The organism is Achromobacter sp. GQ309, assembly GCF_059759315.1.
Genome location: NZ_JCAXDP010000002.1, coordinates 181,214 through 198,535 on the forward strand (window position 1 = coordinate 181,214; position 17,322 = coordinate 198,535).

Sequence of the window (17,322 nt, forward strand, 5' to 3'; positions counted from 1 at the left end):
GCGCGCGGCCGCCGAGTCGCGGCGTGGCCGCGGAGGCGCTGGGGAATGCGGCGCGCAGGGAGACAACCCTTGCCGCGGCAGTGTGGGGAGAAGATAACGGGCGCCGGCAGATCCGCGGCGCCCTGCTAGGAGGAGGGTCTTCGTTCATAGATGGCGGATGGCTCCAGGCTGCCGGGGCAGCAAAAAGTCGGAATATCCGCCGCGCTCTCTTTCTTACAGGACCCTGAATATTACCTGAATCGGAAATCCACGCGACTAGGGGATGTCACCACCTTCATTGGCCGCGCGGATCCGCCGTGCCGCCAGAACCCGATGACGCGCCCGACCCCGGCATGCCGCCGTGTCCCGTGGACCCCGTATTGCTGCCCGGCGTCCCCTTCGCCCCGCGCGTGTCGGTGCCGGCGTCGTCCTGCCGAGGACTCGATCCGGCACGCGACGCATCGCGCTTGCCGTGATCGCCCTTGTCTCCTTGTTTGGATTGGTGCGGCATGGACTTCTCCTGAGCCGGCGTCTTCGGCGTGCCCGCCTTGCGATCCGGTTGGGTCTGGCTGCCGGTGCGGGTGTCAGGCGTGGTCGTCTGCGCCTGGGCAACTAGCGTTTTTTCAATGCGCTGCGCGGAAACGCTGGTGGCTAGCAAGCCGCTCATCGCCGTAGCGCACAGATACAGAATCGGTTGTTTCATGGTTGCTCCCTCGTCGACAACGGTGACACACTGAGCCCCAGGCCAACGAGCTGACGCGGGATCTCTATTCATCCAGGGGCAAGTCGCGTGCCTGCCTCGCCATGGAGCAAACCATGAGTGATAAACCTGTACCCGGCCGCCGGGGGCTGCTCAAAGCCCTGGCCGTCGGTGTCCCCGGCGCAGCGTGGGCGCCCCGCGCGATAAGCGCCCCGGACCCTGCCTCCCCCACTCCCCATCAAGAAGGTGCCGCCACGGGCGGCGCCGCCAACCGAACGCTCAAATTTTTCAACGCGCAGGAAGCCTTGACGATGGATGCCATCGCCGCGCGCCTGATTCCGGCCGACGACCTGGGGCCGGGCGCCAAGGAAGCCGGCGTGACGCTCTTTCTGGACGGCCAGTTGGCCGGCGCCTGGGGTGCGGGCAGCCAGCTCTACCGGCAAGGCCCGTTTGAACAAGGCACGCCGGAACAGGGCTACCAGCTATCGTTCACGCCGGCCGAGATGTTCCGCCGCGGACTTGCCGCGCTGGACGCCGCCGCGCGCAAGCAGGACGGCAAGCCTTTCGCCGAGCTGGACGCCGCGCGGCAGGACGCCTGGCTGCGCGACATGCAGGAAGGCAAGCCGGATTTTTCGCCATTGCCGTCAGGCGTGTTTTTTCAGGCGCTGCTCGAAGGCACGATCGAAGGCTTCTTTTCCGACCCGCTGTACGGCGGCAACGCCGACATGGTGGGCTGGAAACTGGTGGGATTTCCCGGCGCGTTTGCCTCGTTTTCCAACGATATCGAACGCCACGGCGTGATCTGGGCCGGCCAGCCGGTGTCGATTGCCAACGCCGTGGGCCACAAGATGACGCCGGGAGGCAAGCATGGCTAAAACGCTGCCTGCGGTAGACGTGGCAATCATCGGCGGCGGGTGGACCGGCGCCATCATCGGCAAGGAACTCGCGGCCGCCAAGCAGCGGGTCGTGGTGCTGGAACGGGGCGAGGCGCGTTGGCCCTCGCCCGATTTCCAGGGCCCCAATGTCCACGACGAACTCAAGTACACGCGGCGCCATGAACTGCACCAGGACGCCGCGACGGAAACCTACACGTTCCGCAACAACACGGACCAGAAGGCGCTGCCGATGCGGCGCTGGCAGTTCGCCTACCCCGGCACGCATCTGGGCGGCGCGGGCAATCACTGGTCGGGCGCCTACTACCGCTTCGATCCAACCGACTTCGTCATGCGCAGCCATTACAACGAACGCTATGGCAAGGACATCTTCGACAAGGAGCTGACCTGTCAGGACTGGGGCGTGACGTACGACGAACTCGAGCCCTACTTCGACCGCTTCGACTACCTGATCGGCGCGTCGGGCCAGGCCGGCAACATCAAGGGCGAAAAGCAGGAAGGCGGCAATCCGTTCGAGCCTTGGCGCTCGCGCCCCTACCCCAACCCGCCCATGAAGGTGCCCTACGCGCCCGCGCTGTTCGGCGAGGCCGCGCGCAAGCTGGGCTATCACCCCTACGTGCAGCCGTCCGCGCTCTGTACGCGGCCGTACGTGAACTCCGAAGGCCTGCACATGAGTGCGTGCGTGTACTGCGGGTTCTGTTCGAACTTTGGCTGCGAGCACTTTGCCAAGGCCTCGCCGCAGGTCTGCATTCTGCCCGTGGCCATGAAAATGGAGAACTTCGAAATCCGCACCGGCGCGCACGTGCTGCGCGTGGAGCTGACACCGGACAAGAAGCGCGCCCGCGGCGTGACGTACGTGGACGCGGCCGGCGAAGAAGTCTTTCAGCCCGCGGACATCGTTTTCCTCTGTGCATTCGGCATCAACAACGTGCGCCTGCTGCTGCTGTCCGGCATCGGCAAGCCGTTCGATCCGGTCACGAACACCGGCGTCGTGGGCCGCAACTACACGCACCAGACCACCTCAGGCGTGAATCTGTTTTTCGATGAGTCGGTCAATATCAACCCGTTCATGGGGGCCGGCGCGGTGGCGGTAACGATGGACGACTTCAGCGCCGACAACTTCGACCACGGGCCGGTGGGCTTTGTGGGCGGCGGCTATCTGCAGATCCAGGTGGTCAGCGGCGCGCCCATCGGCTTTCATCCTACGCCCAAGGGCACGCCGTCGTGGGGATCGGAATGGAAGAAGGCCGTCGCGCGCCACTACAACCATGCGGCGAACATCACCATCACGGGCTCGGCGCAGCCGTGGCGCGGCGGCTATCTGAGCCTGGATCCCACGTATAAGGACGCCTGGGGCCTGCCGCTGTTGCGCGTGACCTACGACTTTCCCGACAACGACATCCGCATGTCGGCGTTCCTGACCGAGAAAGGCGATGAGATCGCACGTGCCATGAAGGGCATCGCCCGCACCGAGCCCGGCCCGCGCAAGCGGCCGTTTTCGGCCACGGCCTACCAGTCCACCCACCTGACGGGCGGCGCGGCCATGGGCGATGATCCCAACACCAGCGTCGTCAACCGCTACGGACAGTCGTGGGACGTGCCCAACGTGTTCGTCACGGGCGCGGCTTTGTTTCCGCAAAATTCGGGCTACAACCCGACCGGCACCGTGGGCGCCACCGCCTACTGGATCGTAGAAAAAATCAAGGCGGACTATCTGCGTTCGCCGGGCCCGCTGGTGTCATCATGAGCGAACATCGCAAAGGCATCTTTTTCACCGTCGGGCTGATGATCGCGGTGCCGGTCATCACGCTGGTCGCCACCGGCGTCCAGATGATGGGCGCCGGCGGCGACGAGGCGATCCGGGCTTCCGCCGTGCCGCAGCCGCCGCCACCCGCAGCCAGCCCGGCGCCACAGGTGGCGGCTGGCCAAGCCGCCGCGCCTGCCGCACCGGCAGCAGCACCTTCGGCAACAGGCACAACGCCTGCCGCCCCTGCCGCTCCGGGCGCAGCTCCCGCCCCGATGAAACCCGTGCCCGGACGCAGCGCCACCGATTTCACCGCGTCGCGCCCCGACTGGGAAAAATGGCTGAACGAGGCCGACCCCGAAGCGGGCAAGCAGCTTGCCGCAAACGGCAAACCCGGCGCCGCGGTGCAGGCCTGTGTGGCCTGCCACGGCCCCGCCGGCATCACGCCAACCGGCGGCATCTTCCCCAACCTGGCCGGCCTGCGCAGCGAATATCTGGCCAAGCAACTTGCCGACTTCCGCTCGGGCACCCGCGTGCAGCCGCTGATGAATACGATTGCCCGCGCCCTGACCGAACAGGAAATCGGCCAGGTGGCAGCCTACTACGGCACGCTTGCCGGACCGCCGCTGCACGTGGGCGAGTTTGGCGGCGAGGCCGCCCGCCGGCTGGACGTTGACGGCGACGGCGCTCGCGCGCTGCCCGCCTGCGCCAACTGCCACGGACTGCGCGGCATGGGCGAAGGACCGCTGCTGCCGCGTCTGGCCGGTCAATCGCGCGAGTATTTCACCGATCAGATGAACGCGTTTCGCAATGGCTCGCGCCAGAACGACGACGTGGGCGTGATGCGGGCGTTTTCGCAACGCCTGACCGACGCCGAGATCCAGGCGCTGGCGGCGTACTACGCGGGGCCTGCGCCTGCGCCGCGCTAGTGTCGATGGCGTCATGACGGCGTAACGCCCCAAGGGAGTACAATCGCGTCCGCCGCACCCGCAATGGGTGCGCGGCTGCGACGCTGTCGCGATCCCAGATGGACCCGGCCTGCCGGGTGGCTCGGCCGGGCGCCTATCCCTCGGACAACTCTCAAGCACCACGGGCGTTCGCCCTCATTTGCCATAGTCGGCTGCCGCACTCCGCTGCCGCGCACACCGGCAACGCGACCCACGCCTGGCGCTTGTTCAATTCAGCTTAGCCAATCAATGTCAGTTCTTTCCAAGCTTCGTCGCGACTGGATGGCCAATCCGCGCGCGGACATTCTCTCGGGCGTGCTCGTCGCCCTTGCCCTGATCCCCGAAGCCATCGGCTTTTCCATCATCGCCGGTGTCGACCCTCGCGTCGGCCTGTACGCCTCGTTTTCCATCGCGTTCATCATTGCGTTCATGGGCGGGCGGCCTGGCATGATCTCGGCTGCCACGGCCGCCGTCGCGGTGCTGGTTGCGCCACTGGTGCGCGATCACGGCGTCGGCTACCTGTTTGCCGCGACGGTATTGATGGGTGTCGTGCAGATCGCAGCCGGCTTTTTGCGGCTGGACCTCCTGATGCAATACGTGTCCCGGTCGGTCGTGACTGGCTTCGTCAACGCCCTCGCCATCCTGATCTTCATGGCGCAGTTGCCGCAGCTGATCGGCGTCACGTGGGTGACCTATGCCATGGTGGCCGCCGCGCTGGCCGTCATCTACCTGCTGCCGCGCCTGACCACCGCCGTGCCGTCGCCGCTGATCGCCATCATCGTGATGACGGCTGTTTCCATCTTTGCCGGCCTGGACGTCAACACGGTGGGCGACATGGGCACGCTGCCGTCGGCCCTGCCGTCGTTCGCGATTCCCGACGTGCCCTTCACGCTGGAGACGCTGCGCATCATCCTGCCGTACTCGCTGACGATGGCCGCGGTGGGCCTGCTGGAATCGATGATGACGGCGCAGATCGTGGACGACATGACCGACACGCCCAGCGACAAGCGGCGCGAATGCAAGGGCCAGGGCATCGCCAACCTCGTCACCGGCTTTCTGGGTGGCATGGGAGGCTGCGCCATGATTGGCCAATCGGTCATCAACGTGCGCGCCGGCGGCCGCACGCGGCTGTCGACCTGCGTGGCGGGCGTCTTCCTGCTGTTCCTGATCGTGGCGCTGGGCCCGCTGGTGGCGCAGATTCCGATGCCGGCGCTGGTAGCCGTGATGATCATGGTGTCCATCGGCACCTTCAACTGGCGCTCGCTGCGCAACCTGGGCTCGCATCCGTGGCAGTCGTCGGTGGTCATGCTGGCCACCGTGGCCGTGGTGGTCTGGACGCATGACCTGGCGCGCGGCGTGCTGGTCGGCGTGGTGCTGAGCGGCCTGTTCTTTGCCGGCAAGGTGAAGGGGCTGCTCGACGTGGACGCGTCGCTGTCCGAGGACGGCCGCACGCGCACCTACCGCTATGCCGGCCAGATCTTCTTCGCCTCGGCGTCCCGGTTCTCGGCGGCGATCGACTTCCATGAGGACGTTGAGCGCGTGGTGATCGACTTGTCGGCCGCGCACTTCTGGGACATCTCGGCCGTCGGCGAACTGGACAAGGCGACGCTCAAGCTGCGCCGGGCCGGCCGCCAGGTCGACGTCGTGGGGCTGAACGAGGCCAGCGCGACGCTGGTCGGCCGCTACGCGCAGCCGGGCGCGTCCGCGGGACACTGACCCGGGCCGCGCCTGTCATCTGGCCTAGGTTTCGACGAAGGCCAGGTTCAGGCGGCGAGCCGCGTGACGACCGCGGCCGGATCCCAGCGGCGGCCCGGCACCGCTGCCAGCAGCGCCTGCGTGTAGGGATGGGAGGGATTGGTGAACACGTCGGCGCACACGCCCTCTTCCACGACGCGGCCCGACTTCATGACGGCGATGTGGTCGCAGACCTGTGCGGCCACGCGCAGGTCGTGCGTGATGAAGACGATGGACAGGCCCAGTTGCTCGCGCAGCCGGGCCAGCAGCGCCAGCACCTGCGCCTGCACGGATACGTCCAATGCCGACACCGGTTCATCGGCGATCAGCACTTGCGGCCGCATCGCCAGCGCGCGCGCCAGGCCGACGCGCTGGCGCTGGCCGCCCGAAAACTCGTGCGGAAAGCGCCGCACGGCATCAGGCGACAAGCCCACCAGTTCAAAGAGTTCCTGCGCGCGGGCCAGCGCCTCGCGGCGCGGCGTGCCATGCACGATGGGGCCCTGCGCCACGATCTCGCCGACGCGCTGGCGCGGGTTCAGCGAGCCGTACGGATCCTGGAACACCATCTGCACGCGCTGCGCATGGGCGCGGCGGGCGCGCGCGCCCTTGAACGAGAGCGGCTCGCCGGCCAGCGTAATGTAGCCGCCATCAAGCGGCAGCAGTCCCAGCAGCGTGCGCGCCAGCGTGGACTTGCCCGACCCGCTTTCGCCCACGATGCCCAGTGTGCCGCCGCGCCGCAGCGTCAGCGTCACGTCGTCCACCGCGTTCGTCACACGGCCGGGCCGGCCAAACCAGCCGCGCTTGCGGTAGGTCTTGGACAACCCCTGCGTGGTCAGGATTGCGGGCGCGTTCCCGTCAAGGTCGACGCGGACCGGCGCGGGCGCCAGCGGCGGCACCGCGGCGATGAGTGCGCGGGTGTACGGATGGCGCGGATGTTCCAGCACCTGGTCGGCCGTGCCGCTTTCCACCAGTTCGCCGCGCTGCATGACGGCGACGCGGTCGGCAATCTCGGCCACCACGCCAAAATCGTGCGTAATGAAAAGGACCGCCGTACCCTTGCGGCGCTGCAGGTCGTGGATCAGGTGCAGGATCTGCGCCTGCGTCGTGACGTCCAGCGCGGTCGTCGGTTCGTCGGCAATCAGCAGCGCCGGTTCCAGCGCCAGCGCCATGGCGATCATTGCGCGCTGCCGCTGTCCGCCCGACAGCTCGTGCGGATAGGCGCCCAGCGCCTGCACGGGGTCGGGCAACCGGACGGATTCCAGCAGGTCCAGCGTGCGCTGACGGATCACGGCGCGCGACAGCCGCGTGTGCGTGCGGAACACCTCGGCGATCTGGTCGCCGATGGTGCGCAGCGGATTGAGCGCGGTCATCGGTTCCTGGAAGATCATGCCGATGCGCTGGCCGCGCAGCCGGCGCAGCGCATCGGGCGCAAGCTTCAGCAAGTCCTGCCCTTCCCAGAGCACGCGGCCGGCGCTGGCGTGCACCCCTTGCGGCAGCAGGCCGAGAATCGTGCCGGCCGTCAGCGATTTGCCCGATCCGCTTTCCCCGACGACGCAGACGATCTCGCCCGGGTTGACCGCCAGCGTCAGGCCCTTGAGCGCATGCGGCCGGTCGGCGCCGGGCGGCAGGTCGACGGTAAGGTTTTCGATGCGAAGCAGTTCGGTCATGATCGTTTCAGCCTGGGATTGAGAGCGTCGTTCCCCCCCTGCCCGACCAGCGATATCGCCAGGACGGTCAGCAGGATGGCAATGCCGGGAATGGCGGACACATACCACTGGACCCGGATCACCCCGCGGCCGCCGCCGATGAGGTTGCCCCAGGACGGCACGTTGGGGTCCGACAGGTTCAGAAAGGCCAGCGCGCTTTCCAGGAGGATCGCCGTGGCCATGATGACGCTGGCGTAGACGATCACAGGCGGCAAGGCGTTGGGCAGGATCTCGCGGAAGATGAGGCGCAGGTCGCCCATGCCCAGCGCCCGGCCTGCCTGCACGAACTCGCGGGTCTTGAGCGTCAGGAATTCAGAGCGGGTCAGCCGCGCCACCGGCGGCCACGACACCAGCCCGATCGCCAGCACCACCGTGCGCAGGTCCGAGCCGAACACGGCCACCAGCACCAGCAGCAACAGGAAGTTGGGCAGGATCTGGAAGGCCTCGGTCACGCGCATCAGCAGGTCGTCGGCCAGGCCGCCGTAATAGCCCGCCACGGCGCCCAGCACCATGCCGATCAGCACCGACACGACCGTCGCGGCAAGGCCGATGGCCAGCGTGACGCGCGCCCCGTGCAGAATCTGCGCGGCGATGTCGCGCCCCACTTGATCGGTGCCCAGCAGAAAGCGCGCGTTGTCGCCGGGCCACTGAAGCGGACGGCCGGCCAGACTGAGCGGATTGCGCGGATACCAGAAGTCGGCGCCCAGCGCGGCCGCGCAGACGGCCGCCAGCAGCACAAGGCCCAGCACGGCGACGGGGCTGTGGAAGTAACGGCGTAGCGTTTCCATGGTTCAGCTCCGGACAATGCGCGGGTCAAGCCGCGCATACAGCAGGTCGACGATGAAGTTGATGGCGATCACCAGCAGCGCGGACACGAACACGATGCCCAGCAAGGTGTTCAGGTCGCGCTGCACGACAGATTCGTACGCCAGGCGGCCCAGGCCGGGCAAGGCGAAGACGCTTTCGACCACGACCGACCCGCCCAGCATGGTCCCGGCCTGCAGGCCCAGCAGCGTCACCATCGGCAGCAGCGCATTGCGCAGCATGTGCCGCGCCACGACTGCCGTTTCGCGCAGCCCCTTGGCGCGGGCGGTGCGGATGAAATCGTGCGAGGCCACTTCCAGCATGGATGCGCGCATGATGCGCAGGTAGATGGCCAGGAAGATCAGCGCCAGCGTCGCGGTGGGCAGAATCAGATGCCACGCGATGTCCAGGATGCGGGTCAGGCCCGTGTAGCCGGACGCAATGGTCTCGAACCCGCCGGCCGGCACCCAGTCCAGCCACACCGCGAACACAAAGATGCCCATCAGGCCGAACCAGAACGATGGCGTGGCGCAGAACACCAGCCCCAGCGTCGAGATCAGCCCGTCGGCCCAGCCGTTGACGCGCCGCGCCGCGATGACGCCCAGCGCCATGCCGCCCGCAAAGGCGAATGACAGCGCCGACCCCATCAGCAGCAGGGTCGCCGGCAGGCGCTCGGCGATCACGGCGGCCACCGGCTTGCCGTAGATGGCGGAATAACCCAGGTCCAGATGCGCCAGCCGCCACAGATAGTTGCCAAGGCGCGCGCTGGCCGACTCGTCCAGCTGGTAGTGCGAGCGCATGGCCGCAATGGTGGCGGGGTCGGCGCCACCAATCTGCGCCACCAGTGCGTCGACGGTATCGCCGGGCGCCAGCTGCAGCAGCAGGAACAGGCCCGCCAAGATGATCAGAAGCGCGGGCGCCGCCGCCAGAAGCCGCCGCACCGCAAGAGTCAGGAACCCCATGCCGCGGTCCTAGGCCGACAGCCAGGCGTCATGCCAATCGCTGGACGGCCACCGCGCATTGTTATGGCCGTTCTGCAGCTTCTGGCTGGCCACTGAATAAAACTGGCGTTCGGTCGCCATCCAGATGGGCAGTTCGTCGTTGACGGCCTGCACCCACTCGGCGTACAGCGCGCGGCGGCGGGCTGCGTCGATCTCAGACGCGGCGTCGTCGATCAGCTTGTCCACCTTGTCCGACTGCCAGCCGTACTGGTTTGTCCACGGCGCGCCCGCCGGGCTGCCCGATCGGTACCAGACCGTCGTGGACACCGCCGGGTCGCCGCGGTACTGGTGCCAGCCCGTGGCGATGTCGAAGTTGTGTTCCTTATAGACGGAAGACAGCGCGCCCGCGATGTCGTACTGCACGATCTCGACCTTGATGCCCACGGCTTCCAGCGACTGCTGGATGAAGGTCGCCAGCAGCGGCACGTCTTCGCCGTTCTGGATGGGCACCAGCTTCAGCGCGAAGCGCACGCCGCCGGCGCCGCGCTTGTACCCGGCCTCGTCCAGCAGCGCCTCGGCGCGCTTGACGTCAAACGGATACGGCGGCTTGCTGCCCGCCGGGAAGAAGGCCTCGGACGACGACGGAATGGGACCGGTGGCCGGCTTGCCCAGCCCATACAGGAAGTTCTCGATGAAGAACTCGATGTCGATGGCGTGGACAATGGCGCGGCGCACGCGCACGTCGGCCAGTTCCTTGCGGCGGAAGTTGAATTCCAGCGTGTTGTTGAACACGTTGGCCTCCAGTCCCTTGCTGCGCACCTCGAACTGCGGGTTCTGCTTCAGGCGGTCCAGGTCGGCGAGCGTCAACTGCGAATAGGCGCTGAGCTGAAGCTGGCCGGTTTCCAGCGCGGCCGTGGCGGCCGACTTGTCCGTGATGATGCGCCAGACCACGCGGTCCAGATAAGGCTCGCCCTTGCGCCAGTAATTGGGGTTGCGCTCGGCAATGATGAACTGCCCGCGCTGGTACTGCACGAATTTGAAGGGGCCCGTGCCGACCGGTGCGGTGTTCGCCGGGTTCTCCAGCACGTTGGTGCCTTCGTACAGATGGCGCGGGACGACATAGCCCAGATCGGCCAGCGCGCGCAGCAACAGGTCCAGCGGCATCGGCCGGCTATAGCGGAACACCGCCGTATGCGCGTCGGGCGTATCGACTGCCTCCAGATAGAGCTGCAGGGCGGTGCCGAAATTCAGGTGTTTTTTCCACAGTTCCAGCGCGTTGTACTGGACATCAGCCGACGTGAACGGCTTGCCGTCGTGCCAGGTCACGCCTTCACGCAGCTTGAAGGTGATGGTCCTGCCGTCCGGGTCGGCGGTCCACTCGGTGGCAAGCTGCCCGACGGGTTTGCCGGCCGCATCCAGGTCCACGAGCGATTCGATGATCTTGCTGGTAACGATGTACACGCCGGTCGAGGCGCGCAGCGCCGGATTCAGGATCCGCTGCTCGGACCCAAGGTGCACGTTCAGCACGCCGCCATGACGCGGCGCGGCGGATTGCGCGAAGATCGACGTGGGAAATGCCATCGCGGCGGCAAGCGCCCCGGAAGACAACAGGAAATCGCGGCGGGTGGTGCGCATGTCGGACTCTGGTTCTGCCTGGTTGGAAGCTGCGGATCTTAGGCCTGCGCGACATGGCTTGAGAAATGCTGATTTCTCATTTGCTCATGCGTCCCCCCGTGTCGCTGCCGATAGAACAAGTCGTGTCGTCTCACGTTTCGTTACCTGACAGGCACGCCACTTGCTCAAACCGACGGATCGCATCTGCCGGAGTTTTCATGCCCGCTTCGCATTCCCTCGACACCACGACGCTGACGGTGCTGACGGTCAATACCCACAAGGGCTTTACCAGTTTCAACCGCCGCTTCATGCTGCACGACCTGCGGGAAGCGCTGCGCACCGCAAAGCCGGACGTAGTGTTCCTGCAGGAGGTCCTGGGTGAACATCAGACGCATGCCGGCCGCCACGAGTCATGGCCGGCGCAGTCCCAGTACGAGTTCCTGGCCGACACGCTGTGGACGGACTTTGCCTACGGCCAGAACGCCGTTTATCCGGAAGGTCACCATGGCAATGCCATCCTGTCGCGCTACCCGATCGAAAGTCACCACAACCACGACGTGAGCGTGGACGGCCACGAGGGGCGCGGTCTGCTGCACTGCGTGCTGCGGCCCCCTGCCCTCGCCTCGCCCGTGCATGCGATATGCGTGCATCTGGGCCTGCTCGAGCGTCATCGCGGCGAGCAACTGCGCCGCTTGTGCAAGCTGGTGTCGAACGACGTGCCGGCCGACGACCCGCTGCTGATTGCCGGCGACTTCAACGACTGGCGGCTGCGCGCTGATGCCTTGATGCGCGAGTGCGGGACCTCGGAGGTATTCACCTCGCGGTTGGGCCGGCCCGCGCGGACGTTTCCCGCGCGCTGGCCGCTGCTGCGGCTGGACCGCATCTATGTGCGCAGCGTGCGTGACTGGCAGCCGGTGCCGCTGGCGTCCCGCGTGTGGTCTCGCCTTTCCGATCATGTGCCAATTTGCGCGGAGATTGCGCTATGAACCTGGGCTGGCGCGAAAACAACCGATACACCCTGCTGGAAAACGGCACGGAGTACTTTCCCGCGGTCGTCGAGGCCATTGACTCGGCGGCCAGCGAAGTGCTGGTGGAAACCTTCATCCTGTTCGACGACGTCGTCGGCAAAGAGATCCAGCAGGCCCTCATCCGCGCGGCGCGCCGGGGCGTCAGCGTCGACCTGCTGGTCGACGGTTACGGCTCCGACGAACTGAGTGAGGCCTTCATCGGCGCCATGACCGAGGCCGGCGTGCGCTTTCACGTCTTTGATCCGCGTCCGCGCTTTCTGGGGGTGCGCACGAACGTGTTCCGGCGCATGCACCGCAAGATCGTGGCCGTCGACCGCCAACGCTCCTTCATCGGCGGCATCAACTTTTCCGCGGACCACCTGCCCGATTACGGACCGGAAGCGAAACAGGACTACGCCGTTCTGGTGGAAGGCCCGCTGGCGGCCGACATTGCCGACTACGCGCGCGCGGCGCTCGGCAAGGGCAAGCGCGGACTGCGGCGCCGTCCCGCGCGCATGGATCCCCTCCCTGCCGGCGACGGCGGGGGCCGGCTCGTGGTGCGCGACAACGTCAGTCATCGCAGCGACATTGAACGCTACTACCGCGCGGGCGTGCGCTCGGCACGCTCGGACGTGCTGATTGCCAATGCTTACTTCTTTCCCGGCTACCACCTGCTGCGGGATCTGGTGAAGGCCGCCCGCCGCGGGGTGCGCGTGCGCCTGCTGCTGCAGGGCGAACCCGACGTGCTGGTCGCCCGGCTGGCCGCCTCGATGCTCTACGACTACCTGATGGACAACGGCGTGGAGATCCACGAGTACTGCAAGCAGCCGCTGCACGGCAAGGTGGCGTGCGTGGACGAGGACTGGTCGACGATCGGCTCCAGCAATCTGGACCCCCTGAGTCTTGCGCTCAATCTGGAAGCCAACGTCGTGGTGCGCGACGCGTCGCTGAATGCGGCCCTGCGCAAGAGCCTGGACCGGCTGATTGCAGAGGACTGCCGCCCCGTCGAAATGCCCAAGAACTCGCGGCGACGGTTGCGCCGCCTGTGGCTCGGGGTGGTGGTGTTCCACTTTCTGCGGCGCTTTCCCGCATGGGCCGGCAGCCTCCCGGCGCACAAGCCGCGCCTGCAGACCGTCACGGCGGACACCGGCAGGGAGACGGCATGAAGATCCTGCACTCGTCGCCCATGCGGGCCCTGCGGCGCCGCTGGCCGCGGATCAAGCGCATTCTGCCCGTGCTGGTCCTGATTGTGGTGGCCGGCCTGCTTTACTACTTCGGTCGGTCCGTGGACTGGCCGCAGGTGTGGGTGGCCATGCGCAAGATTCCCGGCCAGACCATTGCCATTGCGGCCGGCCTGGTGGTGGCGGGTTACCTTGCCTATGGCAGCCTGGACCTGCTCGGCAAAAAGTACACACGGCATCACCTGCCCGCGCCCAAGGCGCTGGGCGTGGCCATGTTGAGCTACGCGCTGAACCTGAACCTGGGCGTGCTGGTGGGCGGCCTGGGCGCCCGTCTGCGGCTGTACACCCGGCTGGGCTGCCGCAAGTCTGTGGCGACGCGCGTCGCCCTGTTTGCCGCGGCATCGAACTGGATCGGCTATGCGTGGCTGGCGGGCATCGTGTTCGCCTTGGGCGTGGTGCCGGTGCCGGCAGGCTGGGAAATCGGCTCCGGGATGTTGCGTCTGCTGGGTCTGGCCCTGCTGGCGTTCGGGATCGCCTACGTGGTGACATGCGCGAGGGCCAAGCGCCGCAGCGTCACCTGGATGGGCCACCACATCACCTTGCCGCGCGCCCGCATGGCGGTGGCGCAATGCGCCGTGGCCGCGCTGTCCTGGTCCCTGATGGGCGCCATCTGCTTTGTGCTGTTGCAGGGCAAGGCGAGCTACCCCGCGGTGCTCGGCATCCTGTTGTGCACCAGCTTCGCGTCAGTCATCACCCGCGTGCCCGGCGGCCTGGGCACCACCGAGGCCATCTTCGTGGCCGCGCTGGGTTCGCAGATTCCGCCCACCGAAGTGCTCGGCGCGGCGCTGGCGTACCGCGCGGTGTATGCGCTGGCGCCGTTGTGCCTGGCGCTGGTGGCCTATCCCCTGATCGAGCTGAAACTGGGCATGCGCAAACGCAAGGGAGAAGCCGCTCCCCCCGGTCAGGCTCGCCATCTGCCATGAGGCCCGCCATGAATCGACCCCAACCCGACTCAGCAGGCACCGTCGCCGCCTACCCCCGGCGAACCGGCGCGTCCGAACACGAAATTGCGTCGCAGGAGGCGCTGGCGTTGCGGATCGCGGCATTGCTGGGCCGGCGCTTCGTGCCGGACTTCCGGCCGACCCGCAATCGTGGCGAACCGCCGCCCTACTACGTGCCCGACCGCAGCATCACCAGCCTGGCTCGCGCGAACAAACTGGGCATCACGCGCGCGGCCGACTTGTTTGGCGGGGTGACGCCGCACGCCTTCGTGGCGACCAAATCCATCACCCACGGCGTCGTCGACGCGCAGGCGAAATCGCCGCAGGGCTGGGTTCGCCCGCTGGCCGGCGAGCTGGATGAGGTCGTGTTGCGCGGGTACACCGCGTTCACGCTGGACGATGCGCACCGCGCGGGCGAACGTCTGCTGCAGGCGGGCGCGCTGCGGCTCAAGCCGGCCGACGCCAACGCCGGGCGCGGCCAGGTCGTCGTGCGCAATGCGCAGGAACTGCGCGCTGCGCTGAACGGCCAGGACGCCGTCACCATGCGCCGGCTGGGGCTGGTGCTGGAAGAAGACCTGGCGCAGATCGCGACCTACAGTGTGGGCTGGATCCGCGTGGGCAAGCTGGAAGCGTCGTACGTGGGCACGCAAAGCCTCACCCGGGACAACAACGGCGAGCCGGTGTACGGCGGCTCGGCGCTGACATTCGCGCGCGGTGGGTTCGACGAACTGCGGGCGTTGAACCTGTCTGACGAAGAACGGCAGGCAGTGGACCTGAGCTGCCGCTACGACACGGCCGTATCCACCGCGTATCCCGACTTCTTCGCGTCGCGCCGCAACTACGACGTGGCGATCGGCCAGAATGCCCGCGGCGAGCCCCGCGCGGGCGTGCTCGAGCAATCGTGGCGAGCCGGCGGCGCCAGCATCGCGGAGCTTTCCGCATTGCAGGCCTTCATGCTGTCCCCGTCGCTCAAGTCGGTGTCCGCCTTTACGCGCGAACGCTACGGCGCGGACGAACCGGCGCCCACCTCGGAGCAATACGTGTATCGCGGCGAGGATTCCGCCGTGGGTATGATCACCAAATCGGGGGGCATCCTGGAGGACGACAATGGCCGCCTTTAGCGACCCAATCGACATCGAGGTGGCGGACCAGCGGCTGGCCGGCACCTTTCTCACGCCCGAAAGCAAGGTGCCGGGCGTGCTGTTCATTCACGGCTGGGGCGGCGACCAGAAATTCGACCTGGCCCGCGCCAAGGGCATCGCCGCGCTGGGCTGCGTCTGCCTCACGTTCGACCTGCGCGGCCATGCCGCCACGCAGGCGCAGCAGATGCAGGTCTCGCGCGACGACAACCTGCGCGACGTGATGGCCGCCTACGACCGGCTGGCCGCGCATCCGTCGCTGGACAGCGGCTCGGTGGCCGTGGTTGGCAGCAGCTACGGCGGCTACCTGGCCGCCATCCTGACCGGCCTGCGCCGCGTGCGCTGGCTGGGCCTGCACGTGCCCGCGCTGTACCGCGACGACGAATGGATGCTGCCCAAGAACCAGCTCAACCGCGAGACCCTTCGCGCCTACCGCAACTCCCACATTGAACCCGAAAGCAACCGCGCGCTGTCGTGTTGCGCCAACTTCACGGGCGATGTGCTGATCGTGGAGGCTGAGCACGATGTCTATATCCCGCACTCCACGATCATGAATTACCGGTCGGCGTTTCGCAGGTCGCATTCGCTGACGCACCGCATCCTGGACGGCGCGGACCATGCGCTGACCGACAAGGCCTCGCAGCAGGCCTACACCTCGATCCTGGTGAACTGGGTGACGGAGATGGTGATGGGCGCGCGGGTCGGCCGGGCGCGGCCTGTGCCGTAGCCCCGGCCGGCGGCAACGGCAAGCCGGGCGACGGCAGATCAGGGCTTCGGGCTCAGCATGTCCGACAGCGCGTCGCCAAGTTCCTTGACGGCGCCCGCCACGCCTTCCGCCGCGCCTTCTGCCCCTACCCCGATGGCGTGCCCGAACCCGCGCGCCACCTGCGCGGAAAAGCCGCGCGTGACCGAGAACTTGGGGTTGTCCAGGCTGCCAGCCAGTGCGAATTCAAACCGGATGACTCCGCTCTTGTCCTTCATGGCCGCCAGCACCGCCTTGCGCGGCAATGAAAAGAGGCTGCCGTCGCCGCTGAACTTCAGGTTGTGCAACGCCACGGTGCCCGACGCCTTGAGTTCGCGGCGCGCGATGGCTGTCTTCATGTCCAGGTCCATGGAGCCGCCGGACAGCGAGCCCGCGCCGTTATCGGCCAGATAGGGCGCCGCATGGCGGATATCCATGTTGCGCACCGCCACCGTGATGTCGGCGTCCGCACCGCCCACCACCAGCTTGCCCTTTGCCCGCACGGTGGCCTCGCCGTTGCGGTTGTCTTCGACCTTGCCGGTGAATTCCAGGTCGCTGGCCGTGCCGTCGCCAGGTATCACGACGGGCTGCAGGTGAGCCTGCACGTCCTTGAACGGAATGCGATGCGGCGGCTTGGACACTGCGCCGTCCAGATAATCCAGGCGGCCATCGCGCAGGATGAGCTCGGCCACGCGGATGGGACCGTTGCGCCGGGTCTTGCCATCGCCGTCGCCGGCGCGCAGCGCCGCCTGCAACGCGGGAGAAATCTGCATGTCGCCGTCGGGATTGCGCACCACGGCGAAGTCGAAACCTTCGACGATGATCCGCTTGAACACGGCCTCGCGGCGCAGGAAAGCGGTCCATTCCGGTTCAAGTTCAACGCGCCGGGCACGCGCGCCGGGTTGCCCGGACGCGCCCGGCACGGCGACGTCTGTCAGCACCACCTGATGCAGGCCAACCTGCACGTTGCCGACCTGGCTGCGCGGACCCAGCATGCTGGCGATGCGCTGCTCGACCACGCGGGTGGCGGCCAGCGCCAGCACCGCGACGACCGCGCCAATCAACAGCAAAATCGCCAGGGCGGTACCCCAGCGTGACCGGCCACGCGTGTCGGCTGCGTTCGAACTCATTATGGTTTCCGAAGTTGTAGGGGACGTCGGCGCGAAAGCCGCCGCATGCCTTGCACCATA

15 protein-coding genes and 1 other annotated feature are annotated in these 17,322 nt (G+C 67.3%); of the genes, 9 read left to right on the top strand and 6 right to left on the bottom strand.

Annotated features, from left to right (window positions below):
* Window positions 1-274: 274 nt before the first annotated feature.
* A complete protein-coding gene (locus tag AC6CIE_RS06190; protein ID WP_175136519.1) occupies window positions 275-682 on the bottom strand; it encodes a hypothetical protein in 408 nt (135 codons plus the stop codon).
* Between the two features lie 113 nt (window positions 683-795).
* Between AC6CIE_RS06190 and AC6CIE_RS06195 the strand changes: the two genes are divergently transcribed.
* The 4 genes from AC6CIE_RS06195 (at window position 796) to AC6CIE_RS06210 (ending at window position 5,979) form a co-directional block, all read left to right on the top strand.
* Complete coding sequence (locus tag AC6CIE_RS06195; protein WP_481144828.1) at window positions 796-1,554, top strand: gluconate 2-dehydrogenase subunit 3 family protein; 759 nt, start codon at window positions 796-798, stop codon at window positions 1,552-1,554.
* Window positions 1,547-3,319, top strand: coding sequence for a GMC family oxidoreductase (locus tag AC6CIE_RS06200; protein WP_175136521.1), 1,773 nt, complete (start codon window positions 1,547-1,549; stop codon window positions 3,317-3,319). Before AC6CIE_RS06195 ends, AC6CIE_RS06200 begins: the two co-directional genes overlap by 8 nt.
* Window positions 3,316-4,245: a c-type cytochrome gene (locus AC6CIE_RS06205; protein WP_218343794.1), complete on the top strand. Its 930-nt coding sequence runs from the start codon at window positions 3,316-3,318 to the stop codon at window positions 4,243-4,245. Before AC6CIE_RS06200 ends, AC6CIE_RS06205 begins: the two co-directional genes overlap by 4 nt.
* Window positions 4,246-4,342: 97 nt before the next feature.
* Window positions 4,343-4,395: a sequence feature (sul1 is cis-regulatory element that is thought to sense ions involved in sulfur or methionine metabolism; They are found in Alphaproteobacteria), on the top strand.
* A gap of 117 nt (window positions 4,396-4,512) precedes the next feature.
* Window positions 4,513-5,979 carry a SulP family inorganic anion transporter gene (locus tag AC6CIE_RS06210; RefSeq protein ID WP_498091678.1) on the top strand — a complete coding sequence of 489 codons (1,467 nt, stop codon included), beginning with the start codon at window positions 4,513-4,515 and terminating at the stop codon, window positions 5,977-5,979.
* A gap of 47 nt (window positions 5,980-6,026) precedes the next feature.
* Here AC6CIE_RS06210 and AC6CIE_RS06215 read toward each other — a convergent pair whose 3' ends face one another.
* The 4 genes from AC6CIE_RS06215 to AC6CIE_RS06230 are packed head-to-tail and all read right to left on the bottom strand — an operon-like array spanning window position 6,027 to window position 11,083.
* Window positions 6,027-7,664 carry an ABC transporter ATP-binding protein gene (locus tag AC6CIE_RS06215; protein ID WP_498091680.1) on the bottom strand — a complete coding sequence of 546 codons (1,638 nt, stop codon included), beginning with the start codon at window positions 7,662-7,664 and terminating at the stop codon, window positions 6,027-6,029.
* A complete protein-coding gene (locus AC6CIE_RS06220) occupies window positions 7,661-8,491 on the bottom strand; it encodes an ABC transporter permease (protein ID WP_498091682.1) in 831 nt (276 codons plus the stop codon). The genes AC6CIE_RS06215 and AC6CIE_RS06220 overlap by 4 nt, the downstream gene beginning before the upstream one ends.
* A gap of 3 nt (window positions 8,492-8,494) precedes the next feature.
* On the bottom strand, window positions 8,495-9,469 hold the full coding sequence (locus AC6CIE_RS06225; protein WP_239213319.1) for an ABC transporter permease: 975 nt from the start codon (window positions 9,467-9,469) through the stop codon (window positions 8,495-8,497).
* Between the two features lie 9 nt (window positions 9,470-9,478).
* Complete coding sequence (locus tag AC6CIE_RS06230; protein WP_498091684.1) at window positions 9,479-11,083, bottom strand: ABC transporter substrate-binding protein; 1,605 nt, start codon at window positions 11,081-11,083, stop codon at window positions 9,479-9,481.
* A 197-nt stretch (window positions 11,084-11,280) separates the two neighbouring features.
* On the opposite strand from AC6CIE_RS06230, the gene AC6CIE_RS06235 reads away from it, so the two are divergent.
* From AC6CIE_RS06235 to AC6CIE_RS06255, 5 genes are read left to right on the top strand one after another with little or no spacing between them, the layout of a single operon-like run.
* A complete protein-coding gene (locus tag AC6CIE_RS06235; RefSeq protein WP_175121567.1) occupies window positions 11,281-12,048 on the top strand; it encodes an endonuclease/exonuclease/phosphatase family protein in 768 nt (255 codons plus the stop codon).
* The gene (gene clsB / locus AC6CIE_RS06240; protein WP_175121568.1) at window positions 12,045-13,235 is read left to right on the top strand and encodes a cardiolipin synthase ClsB; all 1,191 of its coding nucleotides are present in this window, start codon (window positions 12,045-12,047) and stop codon (window positions 13,233-13,235) included. Before AC6CIE_RS06235 ends, clsB begins: the two co-directional genes overlap by 4 nt.
* Entirely contained in the window at window positions 13,232-14,233 is a 1,002-nt protein-coding gene (locus tag AC6CIE_RS06245) for a lysylphosphatidylglycerol synthase domain-containing protein (RefSeq protein ID WP_175121569.1), read from the top strand. Before clsB ends, AC6CIE_RS06245 begins: the two co-directional genes overlap by 4 nt.
* A gap of 8 nt (window positions 14,234-14,241) precedes the next feature.
* Complete coding sequence (locus AC6CIE_RS06250; protein WP_498091686.1) at window positions 14,242-15,372, top strand: DUF3182 family protein; 1,131 nt, start codon at window positions 14,242-14,244, stop codon at window positions 15,370-15,372.
* The gene (locus tag AC6CIE_RS06255) at window positions 15,359-16,117 is read left to right on the top strand and encodes an alpha/beta hydrolase family protein (protein ID WP_175121571.1); all 759 of its coding nucleotides are present in this window, start codon (window positions 15,359-15,361) and stop codon (window positions 16,115-16,117) included. The genes AC6CIE_RS06250 and AC6CIE_RS06255 overlap by 14 nt, the downstream gene beginning before the upstream one ends.
* Window positions 16,118-16,155: 38 nt before the next feature.
* Here the strand turns inward: AC6CIE_RS06255 and AC6CIE_RS06260 are convergent, their stop codons facing one another.
* Window positions 16,156-17,262, bottom strand: a complete 1,107-nt coding sequence (locus tag AC6CIE_RS06260; protein ID WP_286936452.1) for a DUF748 domain-containing protein — start codon at window positions 17,260-17,262, stop codon at window positions 16,156-16,158.
* Between the last annotated feature and the right edge of the window lie 60 nt (window positions 17,263-17,322).

Excerpts from the sequence above, each read along its gene's own strand:
- AC6CIE_RS06245 (WP_175121569.1), top strand. The coding sequence starts at position 13,232 with ATGAAGATCCTGCACTCGTCGCCCATGCGGGCCCTGCGGCGCCGCTGG.
- AC6CIE_RS06200 (WP_175136521.1), top strand. The coding sequence starts at position 1,547 with ATGGCTAAAACGCTGCCTGCGGTAGACGTGGCAATCATCGGCGGCGGG.
- AC6CIE_RS06190 (WP_175136519.1), bottom strand. The coding sequence starts at position 682 with ATGAAACAACCGATTCTGTATCTGTGCGCTACGGCGATGAGCGGCTTG.
- clsB (WP_175121568.1), top strand. The coding sequence starts at position 12,045 with ATGAACCTGGGCTGGCGCGAAAACAACCGATACACCCTGCTGGAAAAC.
- AC6CIE_RS06230 (WP_498091684.1), bottom strand. The coding sequence starts at position 11,083 with ATGCGCACCACCCGCCGCGATTTCCTGTTGTCTTCCGGGGCGCTTGCC.
- AC6CIE_RS06250 (WP_498091686.1), top strand. The coding sequence starts at position 14,242 with ATGAATCGACCCCAACCCGACTCAGCAGGCACCGTCGCCGCCTACCCC.
- AC6CIE_RS06255 (WP_175121571.1), top strand. The coding sequence starts at position 15,359 with ATGGCCGCCTTTAGCGACCCAATCGACATCGAGGTGGCGGACCAGCGG.
- AC6CIE_RS06210 (WP_498091678.1), top strand. The coding sequence starts at position 4,513 with ATGTCAGTTCTTTCCAAGCTTCGTCGCGACTGGATGGCCAATCCGCGC.
- AC6CIE_RS06220 (WP_498091682.1), bottom strand. The coding sequence starts at position 8,491 with ATGGAAACGCTACGCCGTTACTTCCACAGCCCCGTCGCCGTGCTGGGC.
- AC6CIE_RS06215 (WP_498091680.1), bottom strand. The coding sequence starts at position 7,664 with ATGACCGAACTGCTTCGCATCGAAAACCTTACCGTCGACCTGCCGCCC.
- AC6CIE_RS06205 (WP_218343794.1), top strand. The coding sequence starts at position 3,316 with ATGAGCGAACATCGCAAAGGCATCTTTTTCACCGTCGGGCTGATGATC.
- AC6CIE_RS06225 (WP_239213319.1), bottom strand. The coding sequence starts at position 9,469 with ATGGGGTTCCTGACTCTTGCGGTGCGGCGGCTTCTGGCGGCGGCGCCC.
- AC6CIE_RS06195 (WP_481144828.1), top strand. The coding sequence starts at position 796 with ATGAGTGATAAACCTGTACCCGGCCGCCGGGGGCTGCTCAAAGCCCTG.
- AC6CIE_RS06235 (WP_175121567.1), top strand. The coding sequence starts at position 11,281 with ATGCCCGCTTCGCATTCCCTCGACACCACGACGCTGACGGTGCTGACG.
- AC6CIE_RS06260 (WP_286936452.1), bottom strand. The coding sequence starts at position 17,262 with ATGAGTTCGAACGCAGCCGACACGCGTGGCCGGTCACGCTGGGGTACC.